This is a genomic window from Acinetobacter tjernbergiae DSM 14971 = CIP 107465, from assembly GCF_000374425.1.
Taxonomy (GTDB): domain Bacteria; phylum Pseudomonadota; class Gammaproteobacteria; order Pseudomonadales; family Moraxellaceae; genus Acinetobacter; species Acinetobacter tjernbergiae.
Genome location: NZ_KB894354.1, coordinates 37,494 through 53,045 on the forward strand (window position 1 = coordinate 37,494; position 15,552 = coordinate 53,045).

Sequence of the window (15,552 nt, forward strand, 5' to 3'; positions counted from 1 at the left end):
GCACGAAGCGAAGTAACTTTCTTATTTTACTGATGTCCATGTGAAGAAAAAGCAAAGCCGAAGCTTTGCTTTTTCTTATCTAATTCAAAAAATGAATTAGTGGTGGTGACCACCTGCACCGTGAACATGACCATGATCTAATTCTTCTTGAGAAGCATCACGGATTTCAACGATTTCAACTTCAAATGTTAAATCTTGACCAGCAAGTGGGAAGTTTGCATCAACAACAATGTTGTCGCCTTCAACTGCTTTAACGGTTACGATTTGTACGCCATCATCAGTTTGAGCTTGGAATTGCATACCAGGTTGGATGTTATCTACACCTTGGAACATTTGAGCTGGAACTTCTTGTACGAGGTCTGGGTTGTATTCGCCATAACCTTCAGCAGCTGGAACATTTACTGTGAATTTTTCGCCAACAGTTTTGCCAGTAAGCGCATTTTCTAAACCAGGAATGATGTTGCCTGCACCGTGCAAATATGCAAGTGGTTCACCTTGAGATTGATCAAGTGTTTCACCCTCAGCGTTTGTTAAAGTGTAGTGGAATAAAACCACGTGGTTAAGTGCAATAGCAGTCATGTTGTTTGATCCATTCAATCAATTTAGGTGTATATCATAAAGTGAAAAATAGGTTTTGTTGACTATTTTCCACTTTTTGAAACTATTTCGTTATAAATAGGAACGAAATTGAAAATTTCAACTCAATAAAGTTTAATTTTTGGGCGAACGCGACGTGTGAGGAAATCTTTCATGGTGAGCATCCCTGCTTGGGTATAACCATGAATATTGGCTTGATGTAGTCGATACAAAGAAACATACATGGTTTTGGCAATAAAGCCCTGCACACTCACATCACCGAGTAATTCTCCAACGGCTTGATTACGGCTTAAAGAAACCAAAGAACCTTTGTCACTGAAACTAAACATAGGTTGTTGAGTGCCTGATAAACGTGCTGCCATGGCATCGACTAAGAAGGTTGCTTGCTGACTGGCAACTTGGGCACGTGGGCCGAGCGGTGGCTGACGTGCATCAAGTTGACAGTTTGCACAATCCCCAAAGGCAAACACATTTGGATCTGAATAAGTTTGTAGTGTGGCATAGACCATCAAACGATTAATTTTATCGCGTTTAAAATCTGTGAATGATTCGAGTACTTTAGGTGCTTTGACGCCTGCTGCCCATACAGTAATGTCCGAATGCAAGACATGACCATTGCTAAAATAGACATTTGATTCATCGACTTTTTGCACTTTATGTTGCGTCAGAATGTCGATGCCCATTTTTTGTAATTGTTTCGCACTATGTGCCGCCGTTTTTTCATTGAGTGCAGGCAAGATACGATCTGAGGCTTCGATCAAGGTAATTTTAACTTGTTTCGGATTAATTTTCTTTAACCCATAACGATAAAAGTTCTTGGTGGTTTCAATCAATTCAGCCGCTAATTCAACACCTGTCGCACCCGCACCGACAATACCAATATTTAAGGCACGCTCAGTTGCTTGGTTCTGCGCTTCAATATAAAGGTGAAACAAATCTTGTTGGAAAATGTCCGCTTGTTTGCGGCTATCTAAGAAATGGCAATGTTCACGTACACCCTCAGTACCGAAGTCATTTGATACAGAACCAACAGCGAGGATGAGTGTGTCATAACTTAAATTTTGTATAACAGGGATATGTTCTTTAGAGAGTTGAGGAGGGGAAATGGTAATTTGCTTTTGGTCTTTATCTACCTCAATTAAGGTTCCGAGGATGAACTCAAAATCATGTTTTTCTGCGTGAGCAAAATAATTGGTCTGTTCTTCGTGAGGATTGAGAGAGCCAGCGGCGATTTCGTGAAGCAGTGGTTTCCATATATGTGTGAGGTTTTGGTCAACGAGCGTAATTTTGGCTTTATTTTTCCTGCCAAAACGTTCGCCGAGTTGTGTCGCAAGCTCTAAACCACCTGCGCCACCGCCCACAATCACGATATGATGTAAGGTTTTGCTCATGATTAACCTAATTATTTTTGTGAAAGGATGGTTGGATTATGCCATCCTTTTTTCCAGATTGTATGGTTAATCTTGATAAAAACAGTTGGTCTTTTAGCCTTGATTTAACGGGTAAAGCTTAGCGGCTTTGACATCATTGGTTGAAAAAAATGAAAATAGACCAGTCAACCAAGTCATAATTTTTTGAAAAATATTGGCTTCTTCAATTTGCACATTATTTTCAATCTGTAAGCTACGGATAAGTTGGTTATTTTGATAAACCGTTACGGTTGCCAAGTTCATAACTTGGGTTAATGGTGCTGTCAAATGTTGTTCATTGAGTTTGATATTGACGTGGGTATTGGTCGTTTGAATCGGTTCAATGATTTTAACTTGCTGATTTGTATCAATCATATGAATGCGCTGTGTGAGTAAATCAAAACTATTTAAATCAATCGGCGTTGCTTGATCATATAAAGATGTCGTTACGATGGCTGGTTGTTGTGTTTCGACTTTAAATATTTTCAAGGTTGATTTAATGACTGGAAGCTCAGCAATCAGCCTTTGTTTCGGGATGACTTCTTCATCACGGGTATAGGTATAGGCTAAATTCATTAATTTATGGGCGACTTCGGCACGCTTGACTGCGCTAGGTGTACCAAGTACCACAACAATTAGACGACGTTTATCGGCATCTGGATTCTGTGTCGGGCGTTCTGCTGTTAATGCTAAGTTATAACCTGCTGCCTTGGTATAACCTGTTTTTAAACCATCTGCTGTTGGATCCATTTTCAATGCAAGATTGGTTGCACGATGGAAGCGTTGGTTATAGCTAAAGCTTGGCATTTTTGAATAATGTAAATATTCAGGCGTTTGTTTCACAATCGCTTTTGCTAATAGACTAATATCAGCCGCCGTAGAGTAATGGTCTGTCATGGTAATGCCAGCAGGATTACTAAAATGGGTATCTTTCATCCCTAAAGCTTGTGCTTCTTTGTTCATACGTGCTACGAATTGTGGAACGCTACCCGAAATTTTTTCAGCAAGCGTAACTGCCGCATCATTGGCAGACATCACAATTAAACCAGCCAAAAGCTGATCAACCGAAATTTGTTCGCCAGCCTTTAAATACATCTGAGATTCATCCCACATCACTGTAGTTACGACAGGTGTTGCAGTGAGTACTTCTTCTTTACGTAATTTACCTGCTTCAATTTCTTTTAAAGCAATATAAGCCACCATCATCTTGGTTAATGAGGCGGGCGCACGTTGAGCATGACTATTATGCTCAGCAATGATTTGCCCAGATTGAGCATCTACAATAGACCAAGCTTGTGCTTCAACTGTTTCAGGGGCGATATTGAGTAAATTGGCATGTGTAAGGTTGGCACATAACAGACTAAACAATGTAAAGAGAGAGAGGAAAAATTTCACGAGAACACCTTGTGCAGCCGATCCAATGGCACGAAAAGCGAAAAAAAGTATGCTATGACTTTTTTGTTGCAGAATCCAGCAACTTTTGCCAACAATTAAGACATCTGCGCATGACTTTGTAAAAAAATGCTAAGCTGTGTGAAACCGTTCCTATTTTTATGATCTAAAACTATGTTGCACTATCAAATTGAGTTTGACGATTATCGCCAACATCTTATTCATGTCACGCTTCGTTTTCTTGCCAATCCAAACCAAGAGCTTTGGTTACCGACATGGATTCCTGGCAGTTATTTGATTCGAGAGTTTTCAAAACATATTGAATCGGTAAAAGCATCAGATGAAGCAGGGCGGTTGCTCAGCATTAAAAAAACAGAAAAAAATCGCTGGCGCTTATTCAATAATGACCATGAACTGATTACAGTTGAATATGATGTCTATGCTTATGATTTGTCAGTACGTGGTGCGTATGTCGATCAAACTCGTTTATATGTCAATCCAGCTTGTGTTTGCTTAGGCTTACAAGATCAAGAACACTCGCCGTGTGAAGTTGAATTATTTTTACCTGATGAGTTAAAGCATTTCCAAATCGTGACGGGCTTAAGCTCAAAAAGTTTAGTCAAAGGACGTTTTACTCTAAAAGCTGAGAACTACGATCAATTGATTGATAGTCCATTTGAATTGGCAGAGCAAAGCCGTTTTAGCTTTGAAGCGAATGGTATTCCACATGAATTTGTCATCTCAGGTAAACACACAACGAATTTGACGCGTTTACAAGCTGATATTGCAAAGATTTGTCAGACTGAAATTGACATGTTCGGTTCAGCACCATTCCAAAACTATACCTTTATGACGATGGCAACGGGCAATAGTTATGGTGGGCTAGAGCATTGTAATAGTACTAGTTTGATTACACCACGTGATGATTTGCCGAAAGCAGATGAAGCAGAAGAACCTTCTAAAGATTATCAACGGTTCTTAGGTCTGTGTAGTCATGAATATTTTCATTCATGGTTAGTGAAGTTTATTCGTCCTGAAAACTTCGCCAATTATGACTTAAACAAAGAAAGTTATACCTCTTTGCTTTGGATTTTTGAAGGTTTCACCTCTTATTATGATGACTTGATTTTGTTGCGTAGTGGCGTGATTTCTCAGAAATCATATCTAGAGCTACTCAAAGCGCAAATTGATCGTTATTTGCAAAACCCAGGGCGTTGTATTCAGTCTGTTTCAGAATCGAGTTTTGATGCATGGATTAAATTCTATCGTCAGGATGAAAACTCGAATAATGCAGGCACAAGTTACTATAACAAGGGCAGTTTAGTCGCACTTTGCTTAGATTTGGGTTTACGCTTACGTGGTTCGAACTTAGATGCCTTAATGCGTTGTTTATACGAAAATACTCAAAAGGGAATTCAAGTCAATGAACGCACGATTTTTGAATTGTGTAATGAACTGACGGGTGATAATTGGCTAGAGCAAATCAATCATTTGATCAATACCACCGATGAATTGCCTTTAGATCAATTATTCCCAGAATTTGGTCTGAGCTATACGCTTAAAAATGATAAGGCTTTGCCGTTTGGGTTAAAAGTCACGGATAAAACCGAAGGTGTTGTCTTACAACATGTTCGTCGTGATAGTGCTGCTGCACAGGCTGGTTTATCCGCAAATGATGTGATTATTGCAATTGATGGCGTAAAAGCATCGGAGAAACTTTTAGCGAAGTATGCGAAACAACAAGGTTCATTTACAGTTTATGCATTCCGCCGTGATGAGTTTTTGCAATTCGAATTGCAAGTGGGTGAAAACGCATTAACGACAGTTGAGTTAAAAGTTGAAGATCAGCATAAAGTTGACCGTTGGCTGAGCTGCTAGGTGCTTAGAAAAAGACGCTAATTCTGAGCTAATGTCAATCAGTTAAGCATTTTTAATCTTCCCCTTGCGAAGCGATGCTTCTCACCTTTTCAAAGGATTGAGTATTTCGAAATTCAATACAGTGTTGAATTCAGTGGTGTTCCCCTCTTTTTCAAAGAGGGGTTAGGGGAGATTTATTAATCAGTAATAATGAAATTATACTTAACTGATCAGCATTACTCATTCTGAGCGTCTTTTTTTGTCAATTGCCTCGGTAGGTGGAATAACCATACGGGCTGAGCAGTAAAGGAATATGATAATGAGGAACAGTTCCATCGACTTCAAAAATGACAGGAACTTCTGGGAAAAATGAACTTTGTTGGTTCTGTTGAAACCATTCGCCTGTTTTAAAGGTCACTTTATAAATCCCTGTGACTAATTTTTGTTGAGTTGGGGCGAGCGCAGTAATTCGTCCGTTGTGATCTGTTTTGGCTTGATTGATTTCTACCCATTTATCTTTTTGTTGCACTGCTAAAGCCACACTCACATTGGCAGCGGGCAAACCATTCTCCAAGTTAAGTACATGAACACTGAGCGGATTAGCATTGGCTGCCAAAACTGCACTTGAATAAAATAGTGTGACTGCGGTTAAAAATTTATACATGTACTAACTCCAAATGAGCGTTTAGATAAACAGTAGAAGGCACATTGTGACCAGATACTGAAAATACATCTGTAAAGATTCACTTGCCGAATATTAAAAAGGCACTGTCGATCAGTGCCTTGGTTATGCTTGTTAGAATGAATATCTTGCACCTAAATAAAACTCGCTTGAATATAGATGTGCTTTCATCTGTTCATCTTGTAGTCCACGAGCATTGGCAAAGTTATTTAAACCACTCTCAGCCTTGCCCAAATCGACATAGCGATAACCTAAATCAAGATTTAAGTTTGGAATAGCTTTGTAGCTTGCACCTGCACCTAAGCTATACACTAGCTGAGTATCGGTATTGGCAAGATATTGACGAGATATGTTGCCTTGCCAACCTGAAGATTCGATATGAGCAACACCTAAGCCAAGATTGCCATATATCGCTACATTGTTGAGAACTTCAAAATCACGGTAAGCATTTAGCATCAAACGCTGAGTATCTACTTTGTGATGATTAAAACTGGTCGGAAAATTGCTTGAACCACTGGTAAATTCCGCATCATTTTTGAAGGTGTATTCACCTTCAGTGCGCCAGCCATTACCAAAATCATAACCAAAACCAAGTGATGCATTGGTTAAGTTTTTCTTTTCATCGCCTGCAACAAATTGACCAATACCTGGACGTAAACTAGTTTCCATATTGTCCGCTTTGAGTTTAACCGCAGCAACTTTTGCCGAGACATAATACCCCGCATGATTCGTTTCCTGAGCATAGCTTACGGATACAGTTGTCAGTAAAAAAGATGAAAATGCGAAGCGAATAAATATTTTGTCCATACTCAATTTTCCCAAATCAGTAGAGGAATACTTGGTGATAAAAATCTTAATTTCCTCAATACATGGTAGGAAGAAATGAATCTTGGGATGATGACAATTAGATTACCGATTTGTAATTTTTCAGGTGACTAAACAAGGTTAACATGTGCTATGCATATTTTAATTGTTGAAGATGAATCCAAAATTGCGCAGTTTTTAGCGAAGGGATTACAAGAATCTGGATATACCTGTGCCATTGCGAAAGATGGCATAGATGGATTGTCACGTTTGCAAGCTGAAGCATTTGACTTACTGATTTTAGATGTCATGTTACCGAAATTGGATGGTTGGCATGTTTTGCAGACGTTACGAACCTTTTCAAAAATGCCTGTGTTAATGCTCACGGCAAAAGACCATGTACTCGATCGAGTCAAGGGTTTGGAGTTAGGGGCTGATGATTACCTCATTAAACCCTTTTCTTATGTCGAGTTATTGGCACGAATCAAGAGCTTATTGCGCCGTGTGCCAAGTGTTGAAAAAGAAATTTATCAGATTGCGAATTTGAGTTTGAACCGATTCAGTCGAGAAGTATATCGTGCAGACAGTAAAATTGATTTAACGGCCAAAGAGTTTGTGTTACTGCAATTATTAATTCAGCATCGGGGTGAAGTGCTGACACGGACACAAATTGCCTCAATGGTTTGGAATATCAACTTTGAGACGGACACCAATGTGGTAGATGTCGCTATACGCCGATTAAGAGCCAAGATTGATGATCATTTTTCTCCCAAGCTGATTTATACCGTTAGAGGTATGGGCTATAAGGTCGATTTACACAATGAAAATCATGAATAGACTGTCCTTAGCTTCACGTTTAAGTATTGCTTTTAGTCTGATTTCTTGTGTTGTTTTTATCAGTATTGGCGGTTTGTCTTATCAAAGCTTTCGTGAAATGGTTTATACCCAACAGGACAAAGCATTAACTGCTCGTATCAAGCGGATGGAGGTCTTTTTGACCGATGCTCATACCATTCATATATTAGGAAAATATCCAAAACTTTATGAAAATATGGTGGGGCATGAAGACAGTATTTTTATTGTCAAAGAATCAAACAAAGACTTGATTCGGCTTAATCCTTTAAATATTAAAATTCCTAGGTTGAATTATTCTCCGCAAATTCAATACTGCAATAATACAACCCATCATCCAACAACACGTTTTGCTTTCAAATCGATTCAGTTTGGCAATCAAGATTATCAATTGATTGCAGGGCAGCAGTGGTATGGGGCGAATCAGATACTCAGTCAATATTTTTGGAAAGTCGCATTTTATAGTGGCTTAGGTATCGTGTTATCTAGTTTGTTAGGTTTTATGGTGGGGCATTATTTGTTTCGTTCCATGCGTATTTTGATTGCAGAGACCAGTAAAATCAATGTAAAAAAATTAAATCATCGCATTGAGGTAGAGTCCACCAATCTTGAGGTGCAACAACTCAGCCATGCGATGAATCAAATGCTCGATAAAATTCAGGACGATTATCAAAAACTAGCCCAGTTTTCAGAAGACATTGCACATGAGTTGAGAACTCCACTCAATAACCTGATGGGGCAGACACAGATTATGTTATCCCATGCTCGAACAACAGATGAATTAGAGAATTTATTGTATTCGCATTTAGAAGAGTATGAACGTCTGACTAAACTGATTGAAAGTATGCTTTTTATTGCACGTTCAGAACATCGTGAATATGGATTAGACAAAAAATCCGTGAATCTAAAACAACTCATTAAAAATATTACGGATTATTTTGATTGTCTAATTGATGAAAGGGAAATGTCATTAGTGATCCATGTCATGGATGATTTTAATATCGTTGCAAATGAAATATGGATACAGCGAGCAATTGCAAATTTAATGAGTAATGCTGTTTTACATGGAAAAGAAGGAGGTGAAATTACATTGGAGGTAAAACAGAATGATGCTGATTGTATGATCAGAATTGTTACACATAACGTATTTATTGATGAAAAACATCTATCACATTTATTTGACCGCTTTTATCAAGTCGATGAAAGTCGGCACAAAAGGACTCAAACAGGTGGCTTGGGTCTGGCGATTGTAAAATCAATTATGCAATTGCATGGTGGTTCAGTCGAAGTTGAAAATCAAACAGAAGGTGTGGCATTTAAACTGATTCTACCTAGGGTCTGTTGAGATTTTCGCGATGCCTAGTGCCATCTAAAAATATTCTCTATCTCAATGAGCGTTATGACTCGTAAGGTGAAATACCATAGGCTTCATACACCGACTCTCATAGCTGAGCTTATTTTTGTTATGAAACGAGTAACAATTTATTTTCGAGTTCATCTGATGAAAAGTGCAATTTTGACTACTTTTTGATATCGGTAACAGCACGCTTATTGAGCAGATGAAATTACACAAAGCAATATTTCACTCTGATAAACAATACGTATTTTGGGTATTTCTTAACGAAATGTCATTATACAGTATATTGCGTTGACGAGAGCAGCATGAATACTGATAATCTCTAGTTTTAATTGAGCAAACTGGTTCGCAGGGGTGAACACTTGAACTTGCCCCTACTATTTCGTAGCGAAATGTCGTTATCACTGGATATTGCGTTGACTGAGATGCGATCAGGACTGATACTCTCACGCTAATTTAAGCAAACTGGTTTGCAGGGGGCGAAGCCTTTTTTAGCCCCTAGAAACTTAATCTAACACAAGGGGCAATATAATGGCTGGTGGAAAGTCAACAATCATTTACACACTGACTGACGAGGCACCGCTTTTAGCGACCTACTCACTGCTGCCGATCATTGAGACCTTTACTAAGCCTGCTGGCATTGAGATTGTGAAAAGTGACATCTCAGTGGCTGTACGCGTGCTCGCTGAATTCACGGAATATCTAAGTGATGAGCAGAAAGTGACGAACAACCTTGCGGAGCTAGGTCGTCTCACACAAGATCCAGATACCAATATTATCAAACTTCCAAATATTAGTGCTTCAGTTGCTCAGTTAATGTCATGCATTAAAGAGCTTCAAGCGAAGGGCTATGCAATTCCTGATTATCCAGAAAACCCAACAACTGAAGAAGAAACAGCGATCAAAACTCGCTATGGCAAGTGCTTGGGTTCAGCTGTAAATCCTGTATTACGTGAAGGTAACTCTGATCGCCGCGCTCCTGCCGCAGTTAAGAACTACGCTAGAAAGCATCCACATTCAATGAGTGAGTGGAAACAGTGGTCGCAAACTCACGTTTCGCATATGGAAGAAGGTGACTTCTATCATGGCGAAAAGTCGATGACACTTGATCGCGCACGTAATGTAAAAATGGAGTTGATTACTAAAAATGGTAATAGCATCATTCTTAAGCAAAAAGTTGCGTTGCAAGATGCTGAAATCATTGATTCAATGTTTATGAGCAAACAAGCACTTTGTGAGTTTTATGAAAAGCAGCTTGAAGATTGTCGTGAAGCAGGCATTTTGTTCTCATTGCATGTAAAAGCAACGATGATGAAAGTTTCACATCCAATCGTTTTTGGTCACTGTGTCAAGATTTACTATAAAGAAGCATTTGAAAAACACGGTAAGTTATTTGATGAGTTAGGTATTAACGTCAATAACGGTATGGCAGGTCTCTATGAGAAAATAGAAACTCTTCCGACCTCGTTACGTGAAGAAATCATTGAAGACTTACATGCGTGTCAGGAACATCGTCCTGCACTTGCAATGGTAGATTCAGCTAAAGGTATCACTAACTTCCATTCACCTAATGACGTGATCGTTGATGCATCTATGCCTGCAATGATTCGTGGTGGCGGTAAAATGTGGGGTGCAGATGGTAAGCAGTATGACTGTAAAGCTGTAATGCCTGAATCAACATTCGCACGTATTTATCAGGAAATGATCAATTTCTGTAAGTGGAATGGTAATTTCGATCCGAAGACGATGGGTACAGTACCCAATGTCGGCTTGATGGCGCAAAAAGCTGAAGAATACGGTTCGCATGACAAGACTTTTGAGATCCCAGAAGCAGGTATTGCCAACATCACTGATCTAGAGACTGGTGAAGTGTTGATGTCTCAAAACGTTGAAGAGGGCGATATCTGGCGTATGTGTCAGGTGAAAGATGCTCCGATTCGTGATTGGGTAAAACTTACTGTTGCTCGTGCGCGTAACTCTGGTATGCCTGCAATCTTCTGGCTTGATTCTTATCGTCCACATGAAAATGAATTGATCAAGAAAGTACAAAAATACTTAAAAGATCATGATACTTCAGGTCTTGATATTCAAATCATGTCTCAAGTCCGTGCGATGCGTTATACACTTGAACGTGTAGCACGTGGTTTAGATACGATTTCTGTAACGGGTAACATTTTACGTGACTATCTCACTGACTTGTTCCCGATTATGGAATTGGGTACTTCTGCGAAAATGCTATCAATCGTTCCGTTAATGGCGGGCGGTGGTATGTATGAGACTGGTGCAGGCGGTTCAGCACCGAAGCATGTTCAACAATTGGTTGAAGAAAACCACTTGCGTTGGGACTCGCTGGGTGAATTCCTTGCACTTGCAGTTTCTTTAGAAGACATGGGAATTAAAGAAGACAATGCTCGTGCGAAGTTGTTGGCGAAGACGCTTGATCAAGCAACGGGTACATTACTCGATAATGACAAGTCTCCATCACGTCGTACAGGCGAGCTTGACAACCGTGGTAGCCATTTCTATCTAGCACTGTATTGGGCTGAAGCACTTGCTGCGCAAGATGAAGATGTTGAGTTGAAAGCGAAGTTTGCACCACTGGCTAAAGAATTGGCTGAAAACGAGCAAAAGATTGCTGCTGAGCTTGCAGAAGTGCAAGGTAAAGCGGTTGATATTGGTGGTTACTACGCCGTTGATGCAGATAAAGTAAATGCAGTCATGCGTCCAAGTACGACATTCAATACAATTCTTGCTGCTGTTTAAAATAAATTATTGCTCATTTTTGAGTTGGTAATATAGAAAAGTCGGTGCTTAGGCATCGACTTTTTTGTTTGAAATGATATATAAAACATACTTAAGTGGTAGTTATAGCTAGAAGAATCTGAAATTTTATAAGTGTAAATCCCTGTCTAGTAGTAATAATCCTAGCCAAAAAATGGACAGTTCTTCCCTCTAAAGATAACGTAACGTTAACTTTGGAGATGTCATAATGGCTAACGCTTTAGTATGGAAATTAAACAATAAGCAATAGATTACGCACTTTCTAATTCACATGAATCCGTAACAGTAATCGCCCTGAAATTAGGTGTGGGCTATTCAACACTAGATAAATGGATTCGTGAAGCCAATCCAGCGGATTCAAGTAAACGCCAACTTTCATCAGAACATAAGCAATATATTGCGCAAGATTCTAGATTTAGAAAAAGAGGTCAAACAACTCAGGGAAGCAAATGACATCTTAAAAAAGGCGCATGTGTACTTCCTGACAGATCATACCAAGAAAAGTACACGGTAATTCAAGAGCTCACTGTGACTGAAATTACGGTTTCTTCTGCTTGTAAATATCTAGGTGTTAGTACTTCTGGATACTATGCTTGGCGAAAGCGACAGATTTACGTCAATTGGAAATATACTAATTTAAAAGCTGTATATTGGCAGCATCATGCTCGCTTAGGCGCGCCTTCAGTGGTGCATGATTTAGGTTACTGTATGAGTCGTACAGGTGGAAGAATGTTGCAAAAGCTTGGTTTACGCAGCAAGATTGCACGTAAACATAAGCATACGACTGATTCAAATCATCGCTTGCCTACAGCACAAAATTTGTTAGATCGTCAGTTTACAGTCACTAAGTCAAATAAAATTTGGGCAACCGATATTACCTATGTTCGAACTAAAGAAGGTTAGTTGTACTTAATTGGTTAGGATCATTCTTAAGCTCCTAAAATTATTATGAAATAATAATTTTACCGACAAAATAAAAAAAATACTTTATTCTCAAGGATAACCATCATTTTGAGTTAGAAATGACAGATCAAACAGGGCAGAAAAAACTAAGCAAGCAGCAAGCGATTGCTGTAGAGCGTGATTTGGCAAAATTCGCCAATACCATGGATAGCTTGGTTCGAATTCCATTTACCAAGCAGGGCGTTGGTGCTGATGCTGCATTAAGTACAATTCCATTTGCTGGGGATGTTGCAGGGTTTATTCTGACGTTGTATGCCTTTAAAAAAGCAAGAGAAGTCGGTGTGCCACAACATAAACTGAAAGGTGTACTCAAACTAGCGATTATGGACATGCTGATGGGTTTTATCCCTGTTGTTGGAACGTTATTTGATGTGTTTATTCGTCCAAGTCGCAAGACTTTAGAGATTGTGCATGAGCATATTCGTGAGGAATATCAGGTGTACAGTGATATTCATGTGGTACATCCTTTCTTACATGAATCACTGGAACAAAAGCAGAAAACTTCAGCCTTTTGGCGTAATCCTGTGGTGAGTTGGGTGTGGCTACGTATTCCAGATTTACTCGGTATTGCTGTACTTATTTTACTGGCTGTATTGCTATGGGCTGGCTTTGGCTATCTCTGGCAATTGTATCAATCTTTCCAGACCCTTAATTGATCCTCAAAAATAAAGCCCCCATAATGGAGGCTTTATTTTTTATCTGATGTAGATTACTGAACATTCAATTGCTGTAATGCAGCAACACGTTGTTCAATGGTTGGGTGGGTTTGGAATAAAGCCGCTAAGCTAAAACCCTGTTCCTTACCTTCCGCAATCGCAAATGCTTTCATTTCTTTCGGCATTTGATCTGGCAATTCTGATTCTGCTTGTAAACGAAGTAACGCAGAAATCATGGCTTGTTTACCTGCTAAACGTGCGCCAGCTTCATCTGCACGATATTCACGTTGACGAGAGAACCACATCACGATCGCAGATGCCATAATACCAAATACGATATCGAGTACCATCGTAATGGCAAAATAAGCAAGTCCAGGCGCTTCACCATCTTCACGACCAAATACATTACGGTCGATGAAATCACCTGCAATACGTGCAAAGAACATGACAAAGGCATTGACTACACCTTGAATTAGCGCAAGCGTCACCATGTCACCATTTGCAACGTGACCAATTTCGTGTGCGAGTACGGCACGCAGTTCATCTTTGTTCATACGCTCTAATAGACCAGTTGATACAGCAACTAGAGCATCGTTTTTATTCCAACCTGTTGCAAATGCATTCGATTGGTAAGAAGGGAAAATACCAACTTCAGGCATATTAATACCTGCACGTTGAGATAATTGAGCCACTTCTTGTAGTAACCAAGCTTCAGCTTGACTACGTGGTGCACTTGGGTCAATTAATTCAGTTCCAGTGGTTTTTTTAGCCATCCACTTCGACATAAATAGGGAAATAAAAGAACCTACCATACCGAAGACAAAACAGATCACTAATAGGTTGCCTAGGTTCAAGCCACCCGCGCCATGGTAACTACCGACACCGAAGAGTGACAAAATAATGCCAGCTACAACCAGTACCGCGAGGTTGGTTAGCAAGAACAAACCAATCCGCATCATTGAGAAAACCCTCTTGTAAATAAATATTGATCTGATTTATAAATTAAATCACAACAATAATATGCAGGGCGAACCTCAAAAATTCAAGAAAAAAATAGATATAGATACATTAAGCTAATAAAACGATCTATCAGCTTTCAATAGAGATATGAGCGTAATTTTTATAAAAAAGTAAGAAAAATCATGTGATGAGAATCAGTGATCTAAATAGTTAATCACCTACTCGAATGCGTGCAGAAGCAGTTGCATTTGTAGTGGTATATGTGCCTGGTGCATCTGTGAATGTACCATCTGCTAAGGTGATAATTTGGCGATTATATTGTTTCGGGGCGGCGACAGGTTCAGCATTAGATGATGTGTAACTTGCAGATTGAGCAATTACTTGAGTATTTGCTGCATTCGAATTGGATGTAGAACCTAAGCTCGATGAATAAAGATTTTGATAACGGCTTGTCACACGACGCACATAATCTTGTGTTTCTCGAAATGGTGGAACACCACCATATTTATCAACATTGCCTTCACCTGCATTGTATGCAGCTACTGCAAGTTGGGTATTACCATTAAAACGTTTTAATAACCAACTTAAATATCTCGCCCCACCCAAAATATTTTGTTGAGGGTCATAGGCATTACTGACGTTAAAACGACGTGCAGTTGCAGGCATGAGTTGCATTAAGCCCTGAGCGCCTACAGGTGAGCGTGCGTTAATATTAAAGCCTGATTCGGTATGCATAACGGCTTTAATTAAACCTTCAGAAATGCCATGTTGTTGAGCCGCTTGGCGGATCAGTTGGTCAAAGGCATTTTTATTACGGCTATAACTTGGCAGAACAGAGGCTTCACTTGAACCCCAATTACTATAACTATGAATATTACTGTCAGGATAATAGGTTGCTTTTACAACTTTTAGATGGCTGTATTCTGCTTTCTTTTTATTGGTCAGCAAAGTTGTGCCATTATTATCTTTAAATTGATAAATCGTCTGTCCAGCATAACTTGATACTGTACAATTTAGAAAACCGATTGTCCCCAAGCAAAGGGCAAAAATATATTTTGTTTTGTCCATCATTATAATATTCACAAAAGATGAGCATAAGTTCTTCACAGCAGTGTAACAAAAAAAAGTGGAAAAAGAACTTTGGCTACAATTTTTTTATTTTCACTGTCTGACAAAAATCAAGTCTATTTGTGCGAATGTTCAGCAAAAAAAATTAAAATATTTTTTTTAAAATAGAAGTCT

At 39.1% G+C, this 15,552-nt stretch carries 12 protein-coding genes and 1 pseudogene; 6 read left to right on the plus strand and 7 right to left on the minus strand.

The genetic code is table 11. The features are described 5' to 3' along the window. Nucleotides 1-96: 96 nt before the first annotated feature. The 3 genes from C502_RS0101445 to C502_RS0101455 form a co-directional block, all read right to left on the minus strand. On the minus strand, nucleotides 97-579 hold the full coding sequence (locus C502_RS0101445; protein ID WP_018677082.1) for an FKBP-type peptidyl-prolyl cis-trans isomerase: 483 nt from the start codon (nucleotides 577-579) through the stop codon (nucleotides 97-99). 122 nt (nucleotides 580-701) lie between these two features. Then, the gene (locus tag C502_RS0101450) at nucleotides 702-1,988 is read right to left on the minus strand and encodes an NAD(P)/FAD-dependent oxidoreductase (RefSeq protein WP_018677083.1); all 1,287 of its coding nucleotides are present in this window, start codon (nucleotides 1,986-1,988) and stop codon (nucleotides 702-704) included. A 93-nt stretch (nucleotides 1,989-2,081) separates the two neighbouring features. Continuing rightward, nucleotides 2,082-3,401, minus strand: coding sequence for a D-alanyl-D-alanine carboxypeptidase PBP6B (locus tag C502_RS0101455; RefSeq protein WP_023274502.1), 1,320 nt, complete (start codon nucleotides 3,399-3,401; stop codon nucleotides 2,082-2,084). Nucleotides 3,402-3,572: 171 nt separating this feature from the next. Between C502_RS0101455 and C502_RS0101460 the strand changes: the two genes are divergently transcribed. Then, nucleotides 3,573-5,276, plus strand: coding sequence for a M61 family metallopeptidase (locus C502_RS0101460; RefSeq protein ID WP_018677085.1), 1,704 nt, complete (start codon nucleotides 3,573-3,575; stop codon nucleotides 5,274-5,276). 241 nt (nucleotides 5,277-5,517) lie between these two features. Here C502_RS0101460 and uraH read toward each other — a convergent pair whose 3' ends face one another. Both uraH and C502_RS0101470 read right to left on the minus strand, forming a co-directional pair. Next, complete coding sequence (gene uraH, locus C502_RS0101465) at nucleotides 5,518-5,919, minus strand: hydroxyisourate hydrolase (RefSeq protein ID WP_018677086.1); 402 nt, start codon at nucleotides 5,917-5,919, stop codon at nucleotides 5,518-5,520. Between the two features lie 132 nt (nucleotides 5,920-6,051). After that, nucleotides 6,052-6,744, minus strand: coding sequence for an outer membrane protein (locus C502_RS0101470; protein ID WP_018677087.1), 693 nt, complete (start codon nucleotides 6,742-6,744; stop codon nucleotides 6,052-6,054). A 150-nt stretch (nucleotides 6,745-6,894) separates the two neighbouring features. Here C502_RS0101470 and C502_RS0101475 point away from each other — a divergent pair, with 150 nt between their 5' ends. From C502_RS0101475 to C502_RS0101495, 5 genes and pseudogenes are all read left to right on the plus strand, one after another. Further along, nucleotides 6,895-7,578, plus strand: coding sequence for a heavy metal response regulator transcription factor (locus C502_RS0101475; protein ID WP_018677088.1), 684 nt, complete (start codon nucleotides 6,895-6,897; stop codon nucleotides 7,576-7,578). Next, nucleotides 7,562-8,938, plus strand: coding sequence for a heavy metal sensor histidine kinase (locus tag C502_RS0101480; RefSeq protein WP_023274501.1), 1,377 nt, complete (start codon nucleotides 7,562-7,564; stop codon nucleotides 8,936-8,938). The genes C502_RS0101475 and C502_RS0101480 overlap by 17 nt, the downstream gene beginning before the upstream one ends. A 543-nt stretch (nucleotides 8,939-9,481) precedes the next feature. Next, on the plus strand, nucleotides 9,482-11,713 hold the full coding sequence (locus tag C502_RS0101485; protein WP_018677090.1) for an NADP-dependent isocitrate dehydrogenase: 2,232 nt from the start codon (nucleotides 9,482-9,484) through the stop codon (nucleotides 11,711-11,713). Nucleotides 11,714-11,977: 264 nt separating this feature from the next. Then, nucleotides 11,978-12,631, plus strand: a pseudogene (locus C502_RS18715) (IS3 family transposase); the annotation flags it as partial. A gap of 122 nt (nucleotides 12,632-12,753) precedes the next feature. Beyond that, on the plus strand, nucleotides 12,754-13,350 hold the full coding sequence (locus tag C502_RS0101495; protein WP_018677092.1) for a DUF4112 domain-containing protein: 597 nt from the start codon (nucleotides 12,754-12,756) through the stop codon (nucleotides 13,348-13,350). Between the two features lie 53 nt (nucleotides 13,351-13,403). On the opposite strand, the gene htpX is transcribed toward C502_RS0101495, so the two are convergent. After that, nucleotides 13,404-14,309, minus strand: a complete 906-nt coding sequence (gene htpX / locus C502_RS0101500) for a protease HtpX (RefSeq protein WP_018677093.1) — start codon at nucleotides 14,307-14,309, stop codon at nucleotides 13,404-13,406. 211 nt (nucleotides 14,310-14,520) lie between these two features. After that, nucleotides 14,521-15,381 carry a lytic transglycosylase domain-containing protein gene (locus C502_RS0101505; RefSeq protein WP_018677094.1) on the minus strand — a complete coding sequence of 287 codons (861 nt, stop codon included), beginning with the start codon at nucleotides 15,379-15,381 and terminating at the stop codon, nucleotides 14,521-14,523. Nucleotides 15,382-15,552: the final 171 nt, after the last annotated feature.